The following is a 321-nucleotide window of genomic DNA, read 5'->3' as shown; positions in this document are numbered from 1 at the left end:
GACCGGGATCAACGCCGACCGGCCGCAGGTGCCAGGCGTCGCGCAGGGCGGCCGCATCCTCGGCGCGGCCGGCGAGCCGCATGCTGGCGGCGGCACAGCGAAGCGCCAGCCGCTGCCGCCAGGCGCCGGCCCAGGCAGGCTGCGCCCGGGCAAGGGTGTCGAGCGCGGCCAGGGCGGCGCCGGCCTGGAAGGCGGCGTCGGCGTCGCTGGCGGCGCCGGCGGCGCCGGCGGCGAGCGCCCAGGTGGGCACGGTCGGCGGCGCGGCGGAGCTGGCGGTCGCGGGATCGAGGCGAATCATGGTTTTGAAGGGTAAAGCGGCTG

Annotated in this window: 1 protein-coding gene; it reads right to left on the bottom strand. The window is 79.1% G+C overall.

Translation table 11 applies throughout. From position 1 onward, the window contains the following. Window positions 1-298: DUF1403 family protein (locus EOB59_RS35085; RefSeq protein WP_128290316.1), on the bottom strand; the 298-nt coding region annotated here is incomplete at its 3' end. Window positions 299-321: the final 23 nt, after the last annotated feature.

Source organism: Mesorhizobium sp. M7A.F.Ca.MR.176.00.0.0 (assembly GCF_004023165.1).
Classification (GTDB): Bacteria; Pseudomonadota; Alphaproteobacteria; order Rhizobiales; family Rhizobiaceae; genus Mesorhizobium.
This window is presented reverse-complemented; position numbering and strand designations above follow the sequence as displayed.